This window comes from Aromatoleum toluvorans (genome assembly GCF_012910905.1).
Classification (GTDB): Bacteria; Pseudomonadota; Gammaproteobacteria; order Burkholderiales; family Rhodocyclaceae; genus Aromatoleum; species Aromatoleum toluvorans.
The window spans coordinates 15259-29535 of the sequence record NZ_WTVN01000020.1 but is presented as its reverse complement, the minus strand read 5'-3'; the positions used below and the strand labels follow the sequence as shown (position 1 = coordinate 29535).

11 protein-coding genes and 1 CRISPR repeat array are annotated in these 14277 nt (G+C 67.0%); of the genes, 8 read left to right on the top strand and 3 right to left on the bottom strand.

Going from position 1 to position 14277, the window contains the following annotated elements; translation table 11 throughout:
- Window positions 1-16: 16 nt before the first annotated feature.
- The 8 genes from cas7e (at window position 17) to GPA22_RS13625 (ending at window position 11934) form a co-directional block, all read left to right on the top strand.
- A complete protein-coding gene (gene cas7e / locus GPA22_RS13660) occupies window positions 17-1054 on the top strand; it encodes a type I-E CRISPR-associated protein Cas7/Cse4/CasC (RefSeq protein WP_169256619.1) in 1038 nt (345 codons plus the stop codon).
- A 2-nt stretch (window positions 1055-1056) separates the two neighbouring features.
- On the top strand, window positions 1057-1836 hold the full coding sequence (cas5e, locus tag GPA22_RS13655) for a type I-E CRISPR-associated protein Cas5/CasD (RefSeq protein WP_169256618.1): 780 nt from the start codon (window positions 1057-1059) through the stop codon (window positions 1834-1836).
- Window positions 1833-2630 carry a type I-E CRISPR-associated protein Cas6/Cse3/CasE gene (cas6e, locus tag GPA22_RS13650; RefSeq protein WP_169256617.1) on the top strand — a complete coding sequence of 266 codons (798 nt, stop codon included), beginning with the start codon at window positions 1833-1835 and terminating at the stop codon, window positions 2628-2630. Before cas5e ends, cas6e begins: the two co-directional genes overlap by 4 nt.
- Window positions 2631-2675: 45 nt before the next feature.
- On the top strand, window positions 2676-3017 hold the full coding sequence (locus GPA22_RS13645) for a DUF7317 family protein (protein WP_169256616.1): 342 nt from the start codon (window positions 2676-2678) through the stop codon (window positions 3015-3017).
- Window positions 3001-3483: a PIN domain-containing protein gene (locus GPA22_RS13640; protein ID WP_169256615.1), complete on the top strand. Its 483-nt coding sequence runs from the start codon at window positions 3001-3003 to the stop codon at window positions 3481-3483. Before GPA22_RS13645 ends, GPA22_RS13640 begins: the two co-directional genes overlap by 17 nt.
- A gap of 2 nt (window positions 3484-3485) precedes the next feature.
- The gene (gene cas1e, locus GPA22_RS13635; RefSeq protein ID WP_169256614.1) at window positions 3486-4412 is read left to right on the top strand and encodes a type I-E CRISPR-associated endonuclease Cas1e; all 927 of its coding nucleotides are present in this window, start codon (window positions 3486-3488) and stop codon (window positions 4410-4412) included.
- Window positions 4393-4689 (top strand): type I-E CRISPR-associated endoribonuclease Cas2e, encoded by a 297-nt coding sequence (gene cas2e / locus GPA22_RS13630; protein WP_169256613.1) that lies wholly within the window; start codon window positions 4393-4395, stop codon window positions 4687-4689. The genes cas1e and cas2e overlap by 20 nt, the downstream gene beginning before the upstream one ends.
- Window positions 4690-4779: 90 nt before the next feature.
- A CRISPR array of direct repeats spans window positions 4780-10973; the repeat unit is 29 nt; unit sequence GCGTTCCCCACGGGCGTGGGGATGAACCG.
- Between the two features lie 271 nt (window positions 10974-11244).
- The gene (locus GPA22_RS13625) at window positions 11245-11934 is read left to right on the top strand and encodes an N-acetylmuramoyl-L-alanine amidase family protein (protein ID WP_246264365.1); all 690 of its coding nucleotides are present in this window, start codon (window positions 11245-11247) and stop codon (window positions 11932-11934) included.
- A gap of 40 nt (window positions 11935-11974) precedes the next feature.
- Here GPA22_RS13625 and GPA22_RS13620 read toward each other — a convergent pair whose 3' ends face one another.
- The 3 genes from GPA22_RS13620 to GPA22_RS13610 all read right to left on the bottom strand — a co-directional run bounded on the left by GPA22_RS13620 (window position 11975) and on the right by GPA22_RS13610 (window position 14233).
- The gene (locus GPA22_RS13620; protein WP_169256611.1) at window positions 11975-12613 is read right to left on the bottom strand and encodes a c-type cytochrome; all 639 of its coding nucleotides are present in this window, start codon (window positions 12611-12613) and stop codon (window positions 11975-11977) included.
- 113 nt (window positions 12614-12726) lie between these two features.
- Entirely contained in the window at window positions 12727-13743 is a 1017-nt protein-coding gene (gene murB / locus GPA22_RS13615) for a UDP-N-acetylmuramate dehydrogenase (protein WP_169256678.1), read from the bottom strand.
- A 19-nt stretch (window positions 13744-13762) separates the two neighbouring features.
- Complete coding sequence (locus GPA22_RS13610; RefSeq protein WP_169256610.1) at window positions 13763-14233, bottom strand: PACE efflux transporter; 471 nt, start codon at window positions 14231-14233, stop codon at window positions 13763-13765.
- Window positions 14234-14277: the final 44 nt, after the last annotated feature.

Sequence of the window (14277 nt, the reverse complement as noted above, 5' to 3'; positions counted from 1 at the left end):
CGCAAGGGAGACTCATATGACCCGTTTCATCCAGCTACATCTGCTCGTCGCCTATCCGCCCTCCAACCTCAATCGGGACGATCTCGGCCGCCCCAAGACGGCAAAGGTCGGCGGCACGGAACGCCTTCGCGTCTCGTCGCAAAGTCTCAAACGCGCATGGCGTACCTCGGACGTATTCCAGTCGGCGCTGAGCGGCCACATCGGCACGAGAACCAAACGCCTCGGGGCCGAAACCTACAACGCGCTCGTGGCGGGTGACATCAAGGAGTCCGACGCCAGGGATTGGGCGGCGAAGATTACGGCGGTCTTCGGCAAACCGAAGAAAGACAACCCGCTCGAAACCGAAACCCTGGTGCACGTCTCCCCCGAAGAACGCGAAACTCTCAATGCCCTGAGCCGGACCCTGATTTCCGAGAGACGTCCCCCGACCGACGAGGAGCTGGACGGCCTGCTGCACACGCAATATGCGGTAGACATCGGAATGTTCGGCCGCATGATCGCCGACCGGCCGGAATGCAACGGAGAAGCGGCGGTGCAGGTCGCGCACGCGCTCGGCGTGCACGCGTCGGCCGTCGAAGACGATTACTTCACGGCCGTCGACGACCTCAACCAGCGTGACGAGACCGGCGCGGGCCACGTCGGCGAGGCCGGATTCGCGTCGGCCCTTTTCTATCAATACATCTGCATCGATCGCGACCAGCTGCTGAAGAATCTGGGCGGCGACGAGACCCTGACTGCGAGGGCACTGCGCGCACTGACCGAGACGGCGCTCACGGTCGGCCCCTCCGGCAAGCAGAACAGCTTCGCCTCGCGCGCCTACGCTCATTTCGCGCTGGCAGAGAAAGGACAGCGCCAACCGCGATCGCTGTCGCTCGCCTTCCTGAAACCGATCAACGGCGGGGACTACGGCCACGCGACTACCACTGAACTGATCAGGGTTCGCGACAACATGGACAAGGTCTATGGTCCGTGTGCCGATGCGCACAAACAGTTCGATGTCCTCGCGGGCGAGGGAAGCATGGCCGAACTGGTCGACTTCGTCGCCGGAGCCTGAACATGGCCGAGTACCTGGTCTTCCGGCTCTACGGGCCGATGGCAAGCTGGGGCGAAATCGCGGTCGGTGAATCACGGCACTCGGCCAGCCAGCCATCGCGCTCGGCGCTGCTCGGCCTGCTCGGCGCGGCGCTCGGGGTGCGCCGTGAAGACGACGACGCCCAGGCACGCCTCAACGCCGGCTATCGCTTCGGCATCAAACTGCACGCTACAGGTCATCCGCTCCGCGATTACCACACGGTTCAAGCAGGCCCGCAACTGAAGAAGCTGACCTATCGAACCCGCCGCCAGGAACTCGCGCTGCCGACTCGCGAGCAGCTCGGCACTTTGCTGTCTGCGCGCGAGTACCGCTGCGACGCGTTCGCCACCGTGGCAGTGGGCACGACGCCCGAGGCCCCCTGGTCGCTCGGCCGGCTGACCGAAGCGTTGCGGTATCCGGCATTTCCCCTGTATCTCGGACGGAAATCCTGCCCTCTGTCGGCGCCGCTCGCGCCGCGAGTCGCCGAATTCGACAGCCTCAAATCCGCGCTCGACGCCTTCGACGCATCGCCGTTCCCGGAACTGGACAAGGATGCAACCCGCGCCAGCAACATCGCACAACGCTGGCTGAAACTCGGCAGCGGGCAAGCGCGGTACTACTGGGACGAAGCATGGGGCGTCGAAGCGCTCGCCCCGGATAGCCCCGCGACCATGTCACTGACGCGGCACGACACCCCCACGTCCCGCCGTCGCTGGCAGTTTTCTCCCAGACAGGAATTCATGCGGCTGGAGGATGCTTCGTGAGCGATCACCATTACTTCTCGCGTGTACGCCTGGATCTCGCCGGGCTGGATCGGCGGGAACTCCTGCGCCTTACTTGCGGCGACGCCTATATCGACCATGCCATGATGTGGCGTCTGTTCCCCGGCGATGCCGAAGCACGGCGAGACTTCGTCTTCCGTGCCGAGCGAGACCCGAACGACTGGCCCGAATACTACGTCGTCTCGCAGCGCCAGCCACGGTCGATACCGGGCTTGCTGGACGTCGCCTCGAAACCCTTTGCGCCGGCGCTGCATACGGGGGACCGGCTGCACTTCCGACTACGCGCAAACCCAACCGAGGCAACGGCCGAGGCGGTAGGCTCCACAGAGCTGGCACGCTACAACGCCCAAAGAACGCTCTCCGGTCTGAAAGAGAAGCCTCAGCGCGTCCGACGGCGATTTCATGACGTGCTGATGGCGACCAAGCGCCGTCATCCCGTACCCGAATCCGGATCGAGCGAACACAAGCAGGCCCAATGGGATGCGCTCGACAATGCGGCGCGAACATGGATCTCCAAGCGCCTGGGAGAAGCAGGCGTGCGCTCCGTCGACAGACTCAGCCGATTCAGCGGCGAACTGGAACCGAGCATCGACTGGACAGGTTATACGCAGCATCGCCTGGAACATCGGGGAAGAAGAATCCAGTTTTCTTCGGTGGACTACGAGGGAATGGTTGAGGTGACCGACCCTGCAAAATTGCAGCTAGCCCTCGTCGCGGGCATAGGCCGGGCCAAAGCCTTCGGTTGCGGTCTGCTGCTCGTCCGTCGCGCCGAGTGATTTGTTCTATCATTTGATAGCACAATCATGCGACCGGAGCCCGCCATGGAAACCTTCACCGTCCGCGACCTGCGCGAGCGCACCGGGGAGCTGATCCGCGGTGCCGAGGCGGGCAAGCTGTCCGTCGTCACCAAACACGGCAACCCGGTCTTCGTTGCCGTGCCCTTCGACGATGCCTTGCTGGAAAGCGGCGTGCGGACGTCGCTGGCGATCAAGCTGTTCGACGAGGGCACGCTGACGCTGGCGCAGGCCGCGAAGTTCGCCGGGCTGGGCATCGAGGAGATGATCGAACGCACGGGAGCCGCGGGTGTCGCGGTCGTCCAGCAGACGCCGGACGAGCTCAACGATGAGCTCGATGTGATCGCGAATCATGGTCGTCGCCGATAGCGGACCGCTGATCGCATTGGCGCGACTGGATCTGCTCCGGTTGCTGCCGCGCCATTTCGACGAAGTGCTGGTGCCGGGCGAAGTGTTCGCCGAATGCACCGTCCATCCGCAGCGCCCCGGCGCTCGGGCCATTCTCTCAGCGCGCGAGTCCGGATTGTTCGAGTGCGTCGAGGTGACCGGCACGGAGCAGTTCGCCGCCGATCATTTGCTAGACGCGGGCGAAGCGGCTGCGCTGATCCTCGCGCGCGACCGCGCTTGCCCTGCCCTCGTCGACGAACGCAAAGGGCGACGCGTCGCCCGGCAACTCGGCATCCCGGTCGTCGGCACCGTCGGCATACTGCTTGCGGCCCGCAAGGCCGGCGAGATCGATGCGCTGGCACCGCTTTTCGATGCGCTATCCTCGTTCGGGTATCGGGTGCCGACCGATCTGGTGCACGAAGCGCTTCGCCGCGCAGGAGAAATCTGAACGTGCTGCCGCCACTCAAACCCATCGCCATCAAGGAGCGGATGTCGATCGTCTTCGTCGAGCGCGGCGAGATCGACGTGATCGATGGCGCCTTCGTGCGCGTCGACTGCGAAGGCGAACGTGTCCGTCCGGTCCTCACGCATATTCCGGTGGGTGGGGTTGCCTGCATCATGCTGGAGCCCGGAACGCGCGTCTCCCACCGGGCGGCAGCGCTCGCCGCCCGGGTCGGGACGCTGCTCGTGTGGGTCGGCGAGGCCGGTGTCCGGTTGTATTCGTCCGGCCAGCCCGGCGGCGCTCGGGCCGACCGGCTGCTATATCAGGCGAAGCTCGCGCTCGATGAAACGCTGCGGCTGAAAGTCGTGCGCAAGATGTACGCGTTGCGCTTCGGCGAAGAGCCGCCCGCGCGGCGCAGCGTCGAGCAACTGCGCGGTATCGAAGGGGCGCGCGTGCGGCGCACCTATCAGTTGCTTGCGCAGAAGTTCAGCGTGAAATGGTCGGGACGCGATTACAACCCGGAAGACTGGGACGTTTCCGATCTCCCCAATCGCTGCCTGTCCTCGGCCACAGCGGCCCTCTATGGCGTAACCGAAGCCGCCGTCCTCGCCGCGGGCTACGCGCCCGCCGTCGGCTTCATCCATACGGGCAAACCGCTGTCCTTCGTCTACGACGTGGCCGACATCTACAAATTCGAGACTGTCGTCCCCGCCGCTTTCAAGGTCGCCGCGAGCGAACCCGGCAATCCGGAGCGCGCCGTCCGCCTCGCCTGCCGCGACATCTTCCGGCAGACAAGGCTCCTGGAGCGCATCATCCCGGACATCGAGGAGATCCTTGCCGCGGGGGAAATCCCTCGTCCCGATCCCCCCGAAAACGCCGTCGGGCCCGCCATCCCCAACCCGGAAAGCCTTGGCGATGCTGGTCATCGTTCTTGAAAACGCCCCGCCCCGGCTGCGCGGGCGACTTGCGGTGTGGCTACTGGAGATCCGCGCGGGCGTCTATGTCGGCAACTATTCTCGAAAGGTGCGGGAGCATATTTGGACCCAGGTGGAAGACGGCATCGAAGACGGCAACGCCGTCATGGCCTGGCACACGAACAACGAAGCCGGCTTCGAATTCCAGACCCTAGGCGCCAACCGCCGCCTGCCGGCGGACTGGGATGGAGTGCGGCTGGTAAGCTTCCATCCGGAAGTCGAGAATCTCGATCCTTAACAATCCGGAAAAATTCTTTCGGCATCAAAAATCGTTGGTAGAATTTTGCGCTCTGAAATTTCCATGTGAATTCATGGAGATGGAAGAAGTGCGTTCCCCACGGGCGTGGGGATGAACCGTCGGATACCTCGCGGGGGCTTTATCCCGTGGGGCGTTCCCCACGGGCGTGGGGATGAACCGGTTCCGAAGGGGCACGAACCGCAGGTCCTGAAGCGTTCCCCACGGGCGTGGGGATGAACCGATCGGGAGACGGGACAGTTTTTGTGTCCGCGTGCGTTCCCCACGGGCGTGGGGATGAACCGCGGTCGTGTGGTAGTTCTCGACGGCGTGAGCCGCGTTCCCCACGGGCGTGGGGATGAACCGGTTTCCAAGGTCGTTCTGCACGGCATTAAGCCGCGTTCCCCACGGGCGTGGGGATGAACCGGGGGCGTTATGGGCGTGTGGGTATTGTTGGCGGCGTTCCCCACGGGCGTGGGGATGAACCGTGGTGGTCTGAGGGGTATGGCTGGACGGGTTTCGCGTTCCCCACGGGCGTGGGGATGAACCGATCGCGCAGGAGCTAGGCGCGAATCAGGAATGGCGTTCCCCACGGGCGTGGGGATGAACCGCCCGCATCCGCCGCCGTCGCGGTGGGCGAGAAGCGTTCCCCACGGGCGTGGGGATGAACCGCTTTCACGTCAGTTTCTGCCCTTGGTAGTAGAGCGTTCCCCACGGGCGTGGGGATGAACCGGCGATTTCCATCCCGCCTTTGCCCGCTCCGCCGCGTTCCCCACGGGCGTGGGGATGAACCGTGATAGAGGAAGCGTTCTAATGAACTCGGGGGGCGTTCCCCACGGGCGTGGGGATGAACCGGGTCTACCCGACCGCTGCTGCGGCCGGGCTTGGCGTTCCCCACGGGCGTGGGGATGAACCGGGCAACCGCTGCGACGGGTGCGGAGGCATCTAGCGTTCCCCACGGGCGTGGGGATGAACCGTTCCTGCAGGGCGGCGAGCGTTTCGGATTTGGGCGTTCCCCACGGGCGTGGGGATGAACCGTCAGGGCGTATCGGTCGCGTGCCGTTCGCTGAGCGTTCCCCACGGGCGTGGGGATGAACCGGGCAATTCGTGGAGCGCGTGGAACGACGTAACGCGTTCCCCACGGGCGTGGGGATGAACCGCCGCCTCGCGGGCGGCATTTTCTGAGAGAGAGGCGTTCCCCACGGGCGTGGGGATGAACCGTGGATCAAGACGGGAAAGATCTCCGCTACGAAGCGTTCCCCACGGGCGTGGGGATGAACCCCCTTCGCGTATTGGACCGTGCGTACGCTGTGGGCGTTCCCCACGGGCGTGGGGATGAACCGCGGTGTCCAATCACGATATCCAGCACGACCCCGCGTTCCCCACGGGCGTGGGGATGAACCCCGAACAGCGCGTGCTCAATGAGGTCTGCGATGGCGTTCCCCACGGGCGTGGGGATGAACCGCGCCCGATCTGCACGCACGTCTCGAACACGTCGCGTTCCCCACGGGCGTGGGGATGAACCGGGGCCGTGACGGGAGTGCTGCAACTGCTGGGCGCGTTCCCCACGGGCGTGGGGATGAACCGTCCCTCTACAACGGCGGCAGCCTGCGCACCACGCGTTCCCCACGGGCGTGGGGATGAACCGCGGATGGTCTGTTCGGCGAGTTTCCCGCTCAGGCGTTCCCCACGGGCGTGGGGATGAACCGGTGGAGAGCTGAGCCATGGCCGACCGCGCCCCGCGTTCCCCACGGGCGTGGGGATGAACCGGCCGACGTCGGCGTCGAGGGCGTTGCGGCGGAGCGTTCCCCACGGGCGTGGGGATGAACCGGTGATGCTCATGGTGGTGGTCTCCTTGGTTACGCGTTCCCCACGGGCGTGGGGATGAACCTGCCGGGAGGGCCGAACGCCAGCATGACCGGACGCGTTCCCCACGGGCGTGGGGATGAACCGCTGTAGCTATCGCAGTGACACTTCGGGCACACGCGTTCCCCACGGGCGTGGGGATGAACCGCCGCGGCTGTTGCGCAGGTAGGCGTCGGCGGCGCGTTCCCCACGGGCGTGGGGATGAACCGCCTTCGTAGCCGCCGCGACCGAGGAGCTTCCAGCGTTCCCCACGGGCGTGGGGATGAACCGGCCGAGGAAGTCGAGATCGACGGCGGCAAGCGGCGTTCCCCACGGGCGTGGGGATGAACCGTGAATCGCTTTCCCTTGCGACCCAGGCGCAGCGCGTTCCCCACGGGCGTGGGGATGAACCGACGCTTCCAGGATTACCGTGATTGGCACTGTTGCGTTCCCCACGGGCGTGGGGATGAACCAGCGTCTGTTCAGCGCCGTTCAGGTCGGTATATGCGTTCCCCACGGGCGTGGGGATGAACCGTGGCGGAATACTGCCGCAACGACGTTGAAATCGCGTTCCCCACGGGCGTGGGGATGAACCGGCATCGCAGGCCAGCCAATTGGACGAGGCCGAGCGTTCCCCACGGGCGTGGGGATGAACCGCGGGTCATCAGCCCGGTATCGTCTGCGGACGAGCGTTCCCCACGGGCGTGGGGATGAACCGCGCAAGGACTACGTGCTGCTCGACCTGCCCAGGCGTTCCCCACGGGCGTGGGGATGAACCGTAACAGCAATGTGTGGGTACTCGGGCTGTCCTGCGTTCCCCACGGGCGTGGGGATGAACCGGGCAGCGGCAGCACCTCGAGCGCTTTCTCGCAGCGTTCCCCACGGGCGTGGGGATGAACCGGGGTCGATGCGCTGGCTATGCTGCGGGCGGCGGCGTTCCCCACGGGCGTGGGGATGAACCGCGGGCCGTGGTCTCACACCGAACAGAACGGCGCGCGTTCCCCACGGGCGTGGGGATGAACCGGATGCGCTCCCATTCGTTGTAGATCTGCATGTGCGTTCCCCACGGGCGTGGGGATGAACCGATCGGCTTTGCCGACATCCGCAAGGCGGTGAAGCGTTCCCCACGGGCGTGGGGATGAACCGTTGTTCGCGAAGTGGGCCATGTCCTCGGCCAGAGCGTTCCCCACGGGCGTGGGGATGAACCGCGCGGTTTCGATCCGCGACCTGCTGCCTGAAGGCGTTCCCCACGGGCGTGGGGATGAACCGGCAGACGCGGCCCTTTCGAGGAACCAAGTAGGGCGTTCCCCACGGGCGTGGGGATGAACCGGTGCCGCACTTGGCCTCGATGTAACCCATGGCGCGTTCCCCACGGGCGTGGGGATGAACCGCCCGCGGCGGTTGCCGTGGGGGAGTTGCGCGAGCGTTCCCCACGGGCGTGGGGATGAACCGGTCGCGCAGCATCGTTTTTGCAAAATCTGTCAGCGTTCCCCACGGGCGTGGGGATGAACCGGACAAGAACTTGTTCGAGCGCAGCTTAGCATCGCGTTCCCCACGGGCGTGGGGATGAACCGGCATGTACTACGAAGAGCGAGTTGTGAATGGCGCGTTCCCCACGGGCGTGGGGATGAACCGTGTTCCAGGGGCACAACAGGAGGTCGAAAAATGCGTTCCCCACGGGCGTGGGGATGAACCGCGGTGCAAGAAATCCGCGCGGGCTTCTAGCTGGCGTTCCCCACGGGCGTGGGGATGAACCGGCGACGGTTCAGATAGCGCCAAACCGGATCACGCGTTCCCCACGGGCGTGGGGATGAACCGGTCATCATCCGTTTCTTGTCGGTGCAGTGGCGGCGTTCCCCACGGGCGTGGGGATGAACCGCCCGGCACGCCGACCATGACGCCAATCAGCACGCGTTCCCCACGGGCGTGGGGATGAACCGTTGTCGGACACCACTCTGCGCGAACTGCGCGGGCGTTCCCCACGGGCGTGGGGATGAACCGCGCAAAGAACTGGAGGCCAACAAATGACGACTGCGTTCCCCACGGGCGTGGGGATGAACCGCCGACATGCCGCGGCCGGTGTATGTGAACGGAGCGTTCCCCACGGGCGTGGGGATGAACCGTCACGTTCGACCTCATCAACCCCATCGGCGGCGCGTTCCCCACGGGCGTGGGGATGAACCGGGTGAGACTGCACGAGGCGCGCGAATTCGGGCGCGTTCCCCACGGGCGTGGGGATGAACCGCCGAGCTTGCAGGTCGTCAGCGCCGTGAACGCGCGTTCCCCACGGGCGTGGGGATGAACCGCGGCCGAACAGGCTTTGTCCGCCTGCGCGTTGGCGTTCCCCACGGGCGTGGGGATGAACCGCCGCAGTAGCTGCGCTGTGGGCCGGAGTCGCAGCGTTCCCCACGGGCGTGGGGATGAACCGGCCATCGCTTCCTGCGAGTCGCGGGCGCCGAGGCGTTCCCCACGGGCGTGGGGATGAACCGCGTCACGATCCACGGCGACCGCCGTCCACGTGGCGTTCCCCACGGGCGTGGGGATGAACCGTGCCGCTTGCGCTTCTTCATGGGTGCGCTGCAGCGTTCCCCACGGGCGTGGGGATGAACCGCTTCGGTGGAAGCCACGTGCAGCCGGAAGCGCGCGTTCCCCACGGGCGTGGGGATGAACCGCTGGTGCGGGGTCACACGCCAGTCGGTGGCCTGCGTTCCCCACGGGCGTGGGGATGAACCGATGGAATGGAGGGCGCGGTAACGCTCGCGCTCGCGTTCCCCACGGGCGTGGGGATGAACCGTCGATGTCGTCGGAGAGGAAATTCGCCATCACGCGTTCCCCACGGGCGTGGGGATGAACCGCGCTGGAGAACAAGGCCAGCCGCCTGCGCGCCGCGTTCCCCACGGGCGTGGGGATGAACCGGACTGGGCGGAATTCAGCAAAGCCAATCCGAAGCGTTCCCCACGGGCGTGGGGATGAACCGAACGATATGCAGGGAAGTCAGAACGCTACGAGGCGTTCCCCACGGGCGTGGGGATGAACCGGGGGTCATGCGCTACGTGGTGGAGGCTGCAGAGCGTTCCCCACGGGCGTGGGGATGAACCGGCGATACGGTCATCATCGATCCGGCGGTGCAAGCGTTCCCCACGGGCGTGGGGATGAACCGTCCGAGCCTCGACAACCACCTCGCGCTCGGCTGCGTTCCCCACGGGCGTGGGGATGAACCGGAAGGCCGCGTCGTTGGCGTCGCCGCGATACTGCGTTCCCCACGGGCGTGGGGATGAACCGCCGGGTAACGGCGTACACGTTGAATCGGGCATGCGTTCCCCACGGGCGTGGGGATGAACCGAAGCTCAAGGATGGATCGCTCGCGGCCAATCCGCGTTCCCCACGGGCGTGGGGATGAACCGCGGCGCCTTGCCCTGCATGCTGGCCGGAAGAAGCGTTCCCCACGGGCGTGGGGATGAACCGTACCGCCCTCGCGGCGTGAATGAGTGCGGCCAGCGTTCCCCACGGGCGTGGGGATGAACCGTATCGGAACGCATCCGACACCCCTTCCGTGACGCGTTCCCCACGGGCGTGGGGATGAACCGGTGATTGACCTTGCCAGCACGGTCGGTAGCGAGCGTTCCCCACGGGCGTGGGGATGAACCGCGCGTGCTCGGCATCGATCTGCCGTGGATCGAGCGTTCCCCACGGGCGTGGGGATGAACCGGCGCTACTCGATCAATACGAGCGCGAACGCCAGCGTTCCCCACGGGCGTGGGGATGAACCGCCACGAGGTGAGCCCGGCCGACCAGATCCAGGGCGTTCCCCACGGGCGTGGGGATGAACCGCATTGCGCACTGAGACGCCCACGCCATCGTGAAGCGTTCCCCACGGGCGTGGGGATGAACCGTCGCGCAGGCGATCACGGACGGGCGCGTGTGCGCGTTCCCCACGGGCGTGGGGATGAACCGCATCAGGAATTCATCGTTCTCGGTCTTGCCGGGCGTTCCCCACGGGCGTGGGGATGAACCGGATCCGCAGTGGGTGCGATGGACCGGCGAGCGGCGTTCCCCACGGGCGTGGGGATGAACCGGACTGGAACGCGCGGCTTGGAGCATGGAGCGAGCGTTCCCCACGGGCGTGGGGATGAACCGGCCTCGCAGCCTGGCGGTCTCTTTCCGCAGGCGCGTTCCCCACGGGCGTGGGGATGAACCGCGCGTCTTCATTCTCTCATTCTGTGCTGAAAAGCGTTCCCCACGGGCGTGGGGATGAACCGGATGAGAAGCCCGTAGGTGGCCCGCTGGCGCGGCGTTCCCCACGGGCGTGGGGATGAACCGGCAACGGCAATTGGACGAGGCGACTTTTTCAAGCGTTCCCCACGGGCGTGGGGATGAACCGAACCTCACGGGGGCGGTATCGGGGTTCTCGTCGCGTTCCCCACGGGCGTGGGGATGAACCGCCGGCCGCGCATGTCGTCCGCGTACTCGTGGGGCGTTCCCCGCGGGCGTGGTGTGGGGGTAAATCGAACGACGCGACGGAGATTCCCCGTACACGGGGACGAATTGCGATCAGTGTACGAATCATGGCCACCCACGTGCGATGATGCCTTTCCGAAGCATGCTCGCGCGAACGTTACGCCCATGGACACTTTGGTGACTACGTCACGGTGCCACCGACTTCCCGAATGTCAGCCGCGGTGGAGCGCCGTCGGTGCAGTGGCCTTGGCACTTATGTCGCCCGGCCCCGCACAGGCACAGCAGATCCCCGTCATCGCCGTCGATGTCGGCCACACCCTCGCCGCCCCCGGCGCCACCAGTGCGCGCGGCCGCGCGGAATTCGAGTTCAATCGCGAGCTCGCCGGGCGCGTCGTTGCGGCGCTCGAACGCCTCGGCCTGCGCGCCGAACTGATCAACGCCGACGGCCGCATCGAATCGCTGCAGGCCCGGCCTGCCCGCGCTGCCGACGCGGATTTCCTGATTTCGATCCACCACGACTCGGTCAGCGAGCGCTACCTCACGCCGTGGGAATGGGAGGGGATGCCGCGGGATTTCAGCGACCTGTGGGCGGGGCATTCGCTCTTCGTGTCACGCAACAATCCGGACCCCGACGCGAGCCTGACGTGCGCGTCGGCGATCGGCCTGCGGCTGCAGCGCGCCGGCTTCGTCCCCACGGACAAGAACCGCATCCGCCGCGAAACGGCCGACGCGCAGCTTGCGATCCACTATTACGACAATCTCGTCGTGCTGTACCGCGCCCGCCAGCCTGCGGTGCTGTTCGAGGCCGGCGTGATCAAGCACCGCGACGAGGAACTGCTCCTGCGCGACCCGGACCGCCAGCAGCGCATGGCCGAGGAGATCGCCACCGGCGTCGCCGCCTGCGTCACGGCCGGCGGCATCGCCACCGCACATCGGGCGGACTGAGGCGAACCGCGGGTTGCCTGGCGCAGTGGGGCGCGCCCGCCTACTTGAGGCTCGCGAGATACTGGACGACCGACTCGATGTTCGCCTCGCCGAGCTGACCGACGGCGGTGCTCATTTCCGCGTTGGTGCGCTCGCCGCTGCGGGTGAGGTAGCGCTTGAGGCTCACGCGCAGGTAAGCGGGTTGCTGGCCCGCGATGCGCGCGAAGGTCTCGGTGCCGTGGCCGTCCGCCTGATGGCAGGACACGCACAGGCGCTTGTAATGATCCGCCCCGGCGGTCGCCGCGGGCGGTGCCGGGGTGACGGCAGGTGCCGCCGGCTGATTCGCGTAGAACAGCGCGATGGCGGCCTTCTCACGGTCGCCCAGGACCTTCATCAGGCCCTGCATGAACTCGTTGCGGCGCTTGCCCGACAGGAAGGCGTCGATCTGGCTGACGACGTAGACCGGACTCTGGCTGGCGAGATTGGGGACCTCGGGATTGCGGGCGATGCCCTTGTCGCCATGGCAGTTCTTGCAGAAGAAAGCGGCCGTGTCGCCTTCGTGAACGAGGGCTGCACGGGTTGCCGAATCGGCCGCCGCCTTTCCGATCAATTGCATCACCGCGTCGTTGCCGGCGAATGCCGTGCCGGTGCTGGCGCCGATCAGCAGCGCCGCGACGAGAGCCAGACGGCTCCGGATCATGTTCGTTTCCCCCGGGAAGAGTGGCGGGCCATGGCGACTCGCGGTCATGCCGATGGCAAAACCCGCATTTGAGCATGGTTTCCGGCCCCCGGTCCACGGATGCCGGCGCACGCTCAGACGAACACCGGTTCGGGCTCCAGATTCACGCCGAAGCGGGCGAAGACGTCGGCCTGTATCGCCCGCGCAATGCGCTCCACGTCGGCGCCCGTCGCGCCCCCGCGATTGACCAGCACCAGCGCCTGCTGCTCGTAGGCGCCGACGGGGCCGAGGTCGCGTCCCTTCCAGCCGCAACGGTCGATCAGCCAGCCGGCCGCGAGCTTGAAGCGGCTGTCGGGCTGCGGGTAGCGCGGCAGGTCGGGATGGGCGGCGTCGAGGCGCGCGAGCAGGTCGGCGTCGACGACAGGGTTCTTGAAGAAGCTGCCGGCGTTGCCGATGCGCGCGGGGTCGGGAAGCTTGCGCCGGCGGATCGCGATGACGGCGTCCGATACGTCCAGCGCGGACGGTGTGGCGATGCCCCGCGCGGCGAGCTCGCGCGCGACGTCGGCGTAGCCCGTGACCGGCTGCCAGCCCTTGGGCAGGCGGAAAGTGACGGCGGTGATCAGCACGCGCCCCGCCAGTTCGCGCTTGAACACGCTGTCACGGTAGGCGAAGCGGCAGTCGGCCCCCGCGAGCCGCAGCGGCGCGCCCGTTTCCAGCGAAACCGCCTGCAGGCTGTGGAAGCGCTCCGCCATCTCGAGCCCGTAGGCGCCGATGTTCTGCACCGGGGCGGCGCCGACCGTGCCCGGGATCAGCGACAGGTTCTCCAATCCCGGCCAGCCCTGTGCCAGCGTCCAGCGCACGAAGTCGTGCCAGTTCTCGCCCGCGCCGGCCTCGACATACCACGCGTCGGCGTCCTCGCCGGCGAGGCGGCGCCCGGCGATCCCGACCTTCAGCACGAGTCCGGGGAAATCGCGCGTCAGCACGAGATTGCTGCCGCCGCCGAGGATCAGGCGCGGCAGCGTCCATTCGGGGCCCGCGATCAGCGCGGCGACCTGCGCGGCATCCTCGATCGTCGCGAGCCGGGCGGCGCGCGCCGGCAGGCCGAAGGTGTTGTAGGGGCGGAGGTCGGCATCGCGCACGAGCGGCGGCATGGCCGGGGTGGGGAATGCGTCACTTCGCACGGGCGAGCGCCTCGGTCGCAGTCGGTTCGATGGGGAAGACGCGATCGTAGGCGAGATTGAAGACGAAGGCGTAGATCACATACGCCGTCGCCAGACCGAGGTCGGCCACCAGCGCGTCGATCCAGCCCATGCCGGTCCACGCCATGATGACCGGCAGGGTCATCAGCAGCAGCCCGCCCTCGAAGCCGAGCGCGTGCAGCGCGCGCATGCCGAACGGCCGGCGGTCGGCGGTGCGGCCGGTGATGCGGCCTTCGATGAAGTCGAAGAGGGTGTTATACACCGCGTTCCAGAGCGCGGCGATCAGCGCGGCGACGGCGAGGAGGCCCAGCGAATCGGCCATCGGCACGCCGCTCAGCCATGCGAACGGCGGCGTGATGAGCGCGAGGCCGCCGGCCTCGAACAGGATCACCTGGCGGGCGCGGTCCCATGCGGAGCGAAGTTTGGGGTGGTGGGCGGTCAAGACGGCTACTCGGAGGGGCGACCCGAGAAGATAGAACCTCGCCC